A 7,889-nucleotide genomic window follows, 5' to 3' on the forward strand; every position below is an offset into this window, starting at 1 on the left:
ATTAATTTTAAAATTTTCTGATTATGAGAACAAAGTCAATAATTGCATTTGGAATTATTATCATGGTTTCTAGTGTTTTAAGTGTTTTTGCACAAGAAAGTATAAACCAATCGCTAATCGTTAAACAATATAAACTCGAAAATGGATTGACAGTTTATTTAAACGAAGACCACAGTAGTCCGAAAGTGGCAGGTGCAATTATTGTAAAAGGCGGTGCAAAACGTGATCCTAAAGATGCAACAGGAATTGCTCACTATCTTGAACATATGTTATTTAAAGGTACGCAAGAAATTGGAACTATCGATTTTGAAAAAGAAAAAGTATTTCTCGACAGCATAGTTTTAATGTACGATTTGCTCGGAGCAATTTCCGATGAAGACCAAAGAGAAAAGGTTCAGCAGAAAATTAATGATCTTTCTTTGAAAGCCTCAGAATTTGCCATTCCAAACGAAATGGACAAAATGCTTGAGGAAATGGGTGGAAGTAATATTAATGCCTTCACCAATCACGATTGTATTGCATACTACAATATGTTTCCGGGAAACCAAATTGAAAAATGGCTTGAAATTTATAGTAATCGATTTACTAATCCGGTTTTCAGGCTTTTTCAAAGCGAATTGGAAACTGTTTTCGAGGAAAAAAATCGTGCTCTGGATAATATGTTCAGAAGACTTCTGGAAGAATACAGCAAAAATTTCTACAAAAATCACCCATACGGACAACAATCGGTTCTTGGCGAAGTCGATCATATCAAAAATCCTTCATTGACAAAAATGAAAGAATATTTCAATACTTATTATGTTGCGAATAATATGGCTTTAATTCTTACGGGCGACATAAATGTAAATGAACTAATTCCTTTGATTGATAAAAAATTTGGAAAATGGAAATCCGGAGAAATTCCTACTTTACCCGAATATCCAGAAAAGGAGTTTGAAGGGAGAGAATTGTTTTCTAAAAGAATGACACCTATAAAAGTTGGTGTAATTGGTTTCAGAACAGTGCCTTTAGGACATCCTGACGAGCCTGCTTTGGATGTTTGCAATGCTTTGCTCTCGAATTATTCAAGCACCGGATTGTTAGACAAGCTTGGGATAGACAATAAATTGCTGGGTGCGGGAATGGAAAATGTAAATCAAATTGATCATGGCGGATGTATGTTGTACTTTATTCCAAAAATATTTGGGCAGTCGTTAAACAAGGCTGAAAAAATTGTTTTAGCAGAACTCGAAAAAATTAAAACCGGCAATTTCGATGAAACAAAAATTGATGCAATAAAACTGGAAATGGATGTAGATTTCCAGAAATCCATAGAAAATGTTTATCGTAGGTTTTACAGACTAATAGATGTTTTTCTGCAAGACAAATCATGGAAAGAAAGTTTAGCTTACAACGATAAAATTCAGAGTGTTACATTGGAAGATGTAATTAGGGTTGCAAAAAAATACTATGGAGAAAATTATCTGGTGTTGTATTCAAAGATGGGTTTCCCCAAAAAGAACAAAATTAAAAATCCAAAATATGAACCTATCATACCACAAAATGCAGAAGTGAAATCAGACTATCGAAAAATGATTGAAGTTATTGAACCAAAGGAAGAAAAAATTAAATTCATTAACTTTAATGTAAATGAATCGAAGCCTGAGGATGATGTATTTATAACCGATATTAGCAACAAAGTGCATTTCTATTCAACGCCAAATCCAATTAACGACATTTTTAGTTTGAAACTGAAATTTGGTGTAGGCACTCACGAATTGCCTCGTCTGAAAGAAGTTTCATCATATATTTATTATTTAGGGACAGATTCTCAAACAGTTGACGAGTTTAAGCAAAGTATGCAAAATCTTGGAAGTTCGTTTTATGCTCATGCCAGCCAAGATTATTTCTCTTTTAGCATAACAGGTTTGGATAAAAATTTTGAAAAAACCCTCGAATTGTTCAATGAGTTTTTTACAAAAGTGAAAGTTGACGAATCGAAGTTGAAAAAACTTGTTCAAGATGTAAAAGCTAATACAAAATTTGAGAAAAAGGAACCCGGAACTGTTGGCGATGCACTTAAAGAATATGCAATTTATGGCAAAAAATCGCGATATCTCGATCGTTTGACTGTGAAAGAAACTAAAAAACTGAATTGCGATAGTATAATTTCAACTTTCAAAAAGGCTTTGAAATATGAGCTTGATATTCACTATGTTGGAAATATTGAAAATGAAGAAGTGATTCAGAATCTAAAAAAATCGCTGCCCCTGAATGAAGTTACAATTGCCACCAAATCGCCCATTTATAAAGAGAGAAATACTTATGACAAAAACACCATACTTTTTGTTAATGATAAAAAATCTCTTCAAAGTCATATCCATTTTGTGATTGATGGCGAACCTAACGATAGGAAAAATAGAGTAATTTGTTCGGGATTTAACAAATATTTTGGCTCTGGAATGTCGGCAATTGTTTTTCAGGAAATTAGAGAATTCCGTTCTCTCGCTTATTCGTCTTATGCTTATTTTAGCAATCCTTTTTATGAAAATAAAAAAGGATATTTGAGAGGTTTTCTTGGAACACAAGCCGACAAATCTGTAGAAGCAATTGCAACTATGAGCGATTTGCTTACAAATATGCCCGAAAAACCGAATAGAATTGATTATATAAAATCATCGCTCGAGCAATCTTTATATTCAAGTCGCCCCACTTTTAGGTGGCTTTCAAGCAATGTTGAATATTGGCGAAAAAAAGGATATACCGAAGACCCGAAAAATTTCAATATAGAAATTATTAAAAACCTGGAATTTGAAGATATAACTGATTTTTACAAAAAGAATATTTCAGGAAAACCAATTTTGATAACAATTGTGGGAGATAAAAGAAGTATAAATTTCGAGGATTTAGAAAAATATGGAGAAATTATAGTGTTGAAAAAGAAGGATATTTTTAGGAAATGAGAAATGCGAAATGAGAAATGCGAAAAACACTAAGTTATTGAATATGTTTTATTTGCGAAACATTGCGATTTGCATGGCGACCTTTGCGTTTAGATTTTTTATTTTGTTTTAGCATATTACAATTTATTATCATACACTGATTTGTTGCATTTTTTCAAATAAATTTCAAAAAGAATGAATACCAAAATATAAACAAATGAAAATACACTTAATAGCAATAGGCGGTGCCGTGATGCACAATATGGCTCTCGCTTTACACGAAAAAGGTTATCAAATTTCAGGTTCAGACGATGAAATTTTCGAGCCATCGAAATCAAGACTTGCAGCAAAAGGACTTTTGCCGGATAAATGGGGCTGGTTTCCCGAAAAAATTACAGAAAAACTTGATGCAGTAATTCTCGGAATGCACGCCAGAGCAAACAATCCCGAATTGTTGAAAGCTCAAAAACTTGGACTTAAAGTTTATTCTTTTCCAGAATATTTGTTCGAGCAATCGAAAAACAAAACACGAGTTGTGATTGGGGGAAGCCACGGAAAAACTACCATTACCTCAATGATAATGCACGTTTTGAAAAAACTTGATATGGATTTTGATTATATGGTTGGGGCAAAAATTACAGGTTTTGAGACTATGGTTAAAATTACCGAAAATGCTCCTATTGCAATTTTCGAAGGCGACGAATATCTAAGTTCCGCAATTGATAAACGCCCAAAATTTCATCTTTACAAACCACATATTGCTCTGATTAGCGGAATAGCCTGGGATCATATTAATGTTTTTCCAACTTTCGAGAATTATGTAGAACAGTTTAAAATATTTGCAGATTTAATTGATAAAAATGGCAGCCTAGTTTATTTCGAGAAGGACGATGAAATTTTGAAAATTACTGAAAATGTGAAACTTGATATAAAAAAACTACCATATTCAGAAATTGAAAATAGAGTTGAAAATAGTAAAACCAGTTTGCTTTTTGGAGAAAAAACTTATCCGATTGAAGTTTTTGGAAAACATAATATGCAAAACCTTGCCGGTGCAAAACTTGTTTGTTCGGAACTCGGAATATCGGATTCGGAATTTTATGAAGCTATTAGCAGTTTTTCGGGTGCAGCAAAACGTTTGCAATTAGTCGATAAAAATTCAAAAACAAATATTTATTCCGATTTTGCACATTCGCCTTCCAAACTAAAAGCTACGGTTGAAGCGGTAAAACAACAATTTTCTGACAGAAAACTTATTGCCTGCATGGAACTTCATACTTTCAGTAGTTTGACTGAGCAATTTCTATCATTTTATAAAGATTCGATGCAAAAAGCCGACGAGGCAATTGTTTATTTCAATCCACATACCATTGAACATAAAAAACTGAAACAAATTACAAAAGAGCAAGTTGCAAGAGCTTTTGGTGGCGACAATATTAAGATCTATACAAGCTCTGAAAAAATAAAGGAGCTACTTTTATCGAAAAATTGGGATAATAAAAATTTGCTTTTGATGAGTTCAGGAAATTTCGATGGTTTGGATTTTGTTGAATTATCGGAGGCTATTTTGAAATAAACTGTGAATTTTAAGTTGCTTTATGTTTCAAACTATTAATATTCTGCCAAATAGCACACGAATAATTGAATAACTGTGTTCATGAACCAATCAAAAATATTTGCCGTATTTCTAATAATTTTTTTTTCTGAATATCTATTTGGTCAACAAGTATTTGAATGTTATTTGCCAATAAATATTGAAAACCGACAGTCATGGGAAACAGTTCATTTGACTTCAATCGGGCAGTTTGGGGTAATGAGAAATGCCAGACCAAATGTTCCGGCTCATCATCATACAGGTATCGATTTTAAACGACCAAACGACAACTATGAAAATGAGCCTATTTTCCCAATAATGCATGGTATAATTATTAGTTTTAGAGATGATGGCCCATTCGCCCAAATAATAATTGAGCATAATAATGAAAATCAAAACACAGTTTGGTCAGTTTATGAACATGTTGCCGGTATAAGCGTAAGTGTTGGAGATTTCGTAAATCCAAATTATTCAATAGCTCGATTTATGAATAAAAATGAGTTGGAACAATATGGATGGCAATTTGATCACTTACATTTTGAAATTTTGAAAATCAAGCCTCGTCATCTTAAGCCAAATAAAAAAATACCTTTTAGGTTTTTTGGAACATATTGTCTTGAATGTTATGATATATCTGATTTAGATAAGTATTATTATAATCCGATGGAATATTTCAAAAATTGGGTACATTAGTTTTTTAGTAACTATACAGTGTACAAAATAGTTTTGATGATACAGATTCTAAATAATTCTTTTTAATCTTTGTGCCACTTTGTGCTTCTTTGAGCAACTTTGTGTAATAGCTGTTTTACAAAGAATCACAAAGAAAACACTGAGTTTCACAGAGAAAGCTTTTTATTAACTTAATGTTTCCGACACTGATTAGTTACTGCAAATTTATATAAATGATTATATTTTGATTATTTGGCTGCATTGAAATTGTCATAAAATTTTGTTAAAACAAATTGGAACTATCAGACTTTTAAGCAAAAGTCGATAGTTCCAAATATTTATATTGATAGAGTGAATTGCAATAGTAGTTATAGCAATTTTCTTTATTTTATATGATTTTTAATTTCCGTTTCCACCGCCATTTCCGTTTCCACCGCCATTTCCATTTCCATTTCCGTTTCCGTTTCCATTTCCGTTTCCGTTTCCGTTCCCAGTGCCACTTAATCCACAGTTTCCGCTTCCGTTACCATTTCCAATGCCACCTTTCATTCCTGGTTCGTGTGGGCTATTAATAATTTCATTGAATAAAGTGAGCGAAATAAACTGGGGAGTATATGTTCCTCCTAAATTTACAATTTGTTTGTTGAAAGCACGCATATGATTTCTTGAACCACGTACCAGATTTTCATATACAAAAGTAATATCAGCATTATCAACAATACTGTCGAGCATATGGTTAAGGTCGTAAATGTCAAGGTCTTCTATTGTTGCACCAACTTGCAATGCATCCATAATTGAGGTGCTACCAAGTGCTAATAAATTGTCATACAATGTTTGCAGGTTTTGATTTGAAAATACCCCTGTCTGGTAGTTAGCGGCCGGATCAATTATACCATACTTGTCTAACAAGGCTTTCACAGCAGTTGTATGATTGTCTTCACTATTTGAAATATTGCTGAATATTTGCAAATTCCAGATATTATATAAACCTAAATAAACATCTCGTGCAAAAATTTCTTCTTCACGCATAAGGATTAAGCCATCTGTTTCTTCCTGACTCAAAGAATCGTAGGGGAACGACATAATTGTGTCTAAACTCATCGACTTAATTATATTTAGGGAAACAACATCCTCGGTAGGTGTTTCCAATGGGCTTTCGTCTTTTTGACATTTAACAAAAAATATTGATAAACTGATTAGTCCTACAATAATAAATCTTGTTTTAATTACTTTCTTCATCATAATACTTTATTTTTTAATTGATAATTTGAATTTATTTTAAGAATTTTTAACCGGTTACTTCATAAGACACAAGCATTTTAAAAAACCAGCGAATTATTTTAAATAATGGTTTTTTGCTTATTTGAGATATAAAATATATATTTGTTAGCTAATATGTATTATTTCATTAAAATAAGAGAAAAATGACTAAAACAAATCAGCTTATTGGGTTTAAAGAAATTGTTCATGTTACTACTGAATATGGTAAAACATGTACACATTGTAATGAACAATTTGATATAGGTGAATTTGCGAGCTTTGTAAATCATTATATACAAGAGCATAATTTTTCACTAATTCATGTTGGTACTGAAACTTTAGAAAATACTGAAAAAGGCAATGTTCACAACACTGTAGCAGTGCTTGGTAAATAGAAAGCTATGCCAACAATAATATGGATTCGTAAATTTCGTTTTTTCTTTTATAGTAATGAATTAGGTGAAGCACCACATATTCATATACAAAGTGATAATAAAACGGCAAAGTTTTGGCTAACTCCGGTAAAATTATCAAAATCAATTAGATTTACACCAAAAGAATTGAGAAGATTGGAAAAATTAGTTGCAGAAAATAAAAATAAATTTTTGGAGGTTTGGAATGAGTATTTTAATACAAAATGAGCCATTGGCTTATAAATTGAAAATTACAGAAGATGAACTAATAGTTTTTTTGAAAGATGGAAGAAGTATAAATGTACCTTTGGTTTGGTATCCATCACTGGAAAATGCTACAAAAGAACAGCTTGAAAATTATGAGATATTGGGTGACGGAGAAGGAATTCATTGGATAGATTTAGATGAAGATTTAAGTATTTGCGGATTTTTTCAAGGAATTTCACTTCAAGATGTCCAAGTAGCATAACCATTTGCAAACCCTTAAAGATTGAATGACTTAAAATTTGTCTAAAATTTTTGAAGGTATGATTACAAAAAAACAAATCAATGTGTTAGCTGAAAGTATTGCTAATAAGTTTGACGCAAAAAAAATATTTTTATTTGGTTCTTTTGCTTATGGGGAACTACAGGCAAGAAGCGACTTGGATTTTTGTATCATTACTGATTTAGGAAAAAAACGAAAAATAGAATTGATTAGAGATATTCGTAGAGAAATTAGTCAGATTTCTCAGAAACCAATAGATATTTTACTTTAGGGGAGCTCTAAAAATAGTAAAGTTCAAGGCGTAAGAAATTTTAAAACCGAAGTTTACTATTGTAAATGAGGATTTTTAAATTTCGACACAACGAAGAAATTTGTATTTTAGAAGTCGCCTTTATGGCGACTTCTAACCTGAATAATTCATAAATATTTCTACTACAAGCCCAAACTGCACATCATCTTTGACCGTCCTCAATTTTTATTCCATCAAAATAGCTCGCTATTACTCAAAAATAAAAATCTGTGGTAGTTCAAATCTGACACAC

Annotated in this window: 8 protein-coding genes; 7 read left to right on the forward strand and 1 reads right to left on the reverse strand. The window is 31.8% G+C overall.

The window, feature by feature from the left end; translation table 11 throughout:
* Positions 1–23 precede the first annotated feature (23 nt).
* The 3 genes from HN894_02825 (at position 24) to HN894_02835 (ending at position 5,208) form a co-directional block, all read left to right on the forward strand.
* Positions 24–2,942 (forward strand): insulinase family protein, encoded by a 2,919-nt coding sequence (locus HN894_02825; GenBank protein ID MBT7142246.1) that lies wholly within the window; start codon positions 24–26, stop codon positions 2,940–2,942.
* A 196-nt stretch (positions 2,943–3,138) separates the two neighbouring features.
* Positions 3,139–4,497 (forward strand): peptidoglycan synthetase, encoded by a 1,359-nt coding sequence (locus HN894_02830; GenBank protein MBT7142247.1) that lies wholly within the window; start codon positions 3,139–3,141, stop codon positions 4,495–4,497.
* An 81-nt stretch (positions 4,498–4,578) separates the two neighbouring features.
* Complete coding sequence (locus tag HN894_02835) at positions 4,579–5,208, forward strand: M23 family metallopeptidase (GenBank protein ID MBT7142248.1); 630 nt, start codon at positions 4,579–4,581, stop codon at positions 5,206–5,208.
* Between the two features lie 378 nt (positions 5,209–5,586).
* Here the strand turns inward: HN894_02835 and HN894_02840 are convergent, their stop codons facing one another.
* On the reverse strand, positions 5,587–6,426 hold the full coding sequence (locus tag HN894_02840; GenBank protein ID MBT7142249.1) for a DUF2202 domain-containing protein: 840 nt from the start codon (positions 6,424–6,426) through the stop codon (positions 5,587–5,589).
* Between the two features lie 185 nt (positions 6,427–6,611).
* Between HN894_02840 and HN894_02845 the strand changes: the two genes are divergently transcribed.
* Genes HN894_02845 through HN894_02860 form a run of 4 tightly spaced genes read left to right on the forward strand, consistent with a single transcriptional unit; the run spans position 6,612 to position 7,618 of the window.
* Positions 6,612–6,842 (forward strand): hypothetical protein, encoded by a 231-nt coding sequence (locus tag HN894_02845; protein ID MBT7142250.1) that lies wholly within the window; start codon positions 6,612–6,614, stop codon positions 6,840–6,842.
* A gap of 6 nt (positions 6,843–6,848) precedes the next feature.
* Positions 6,849–7,088: a DUF4160 domain-containing protein gene (locus HN894_02850; protein ID MBT7142251.1), complete on the forward strand. Its 240-nt coding sequence runs from the start codon at positions 6,849–6,851 to the stop codon at positions 7,086–7,088.
* Complete coding sequence (locus HN894_02855) at positions 7,066–7,329, forward strand: DUF2442 domain-containing protein (GenBank protein ID MBT7142252.1); 264 nt, start codon at positions 7,066–7,068, stop codon at positions 7,327–7,329. The genes HN894_02850 and HN894_02855 overlap by 23 nt, the downstream gene beginning before the upstream one ends.
* A 58-nt stretch (positions 7,330–7,387) precedes the next feature.
* Positions 7,388–7,618, forward strand: a complete 231-nt coding sequence (locus tag HN894_02860) for a nucleotidyltransferase domain-containing protein (protein ID MBT7142253.1) — start codon at positions 7,388–7,390, stop codon at positions 7,616–7,618.
* Positions 7,619–7,889: the final 271 nt, after the last annotated feature.

The sequence above is a fragment of the Bacteroidota bacterium genome (assembly GCA_018692315.1).
Classification (GTDB): domain Bacteria; phylum Bacteroidota; class Bacteroidia; order Bacteroidales; family JABHKC01; genus JABHKC01.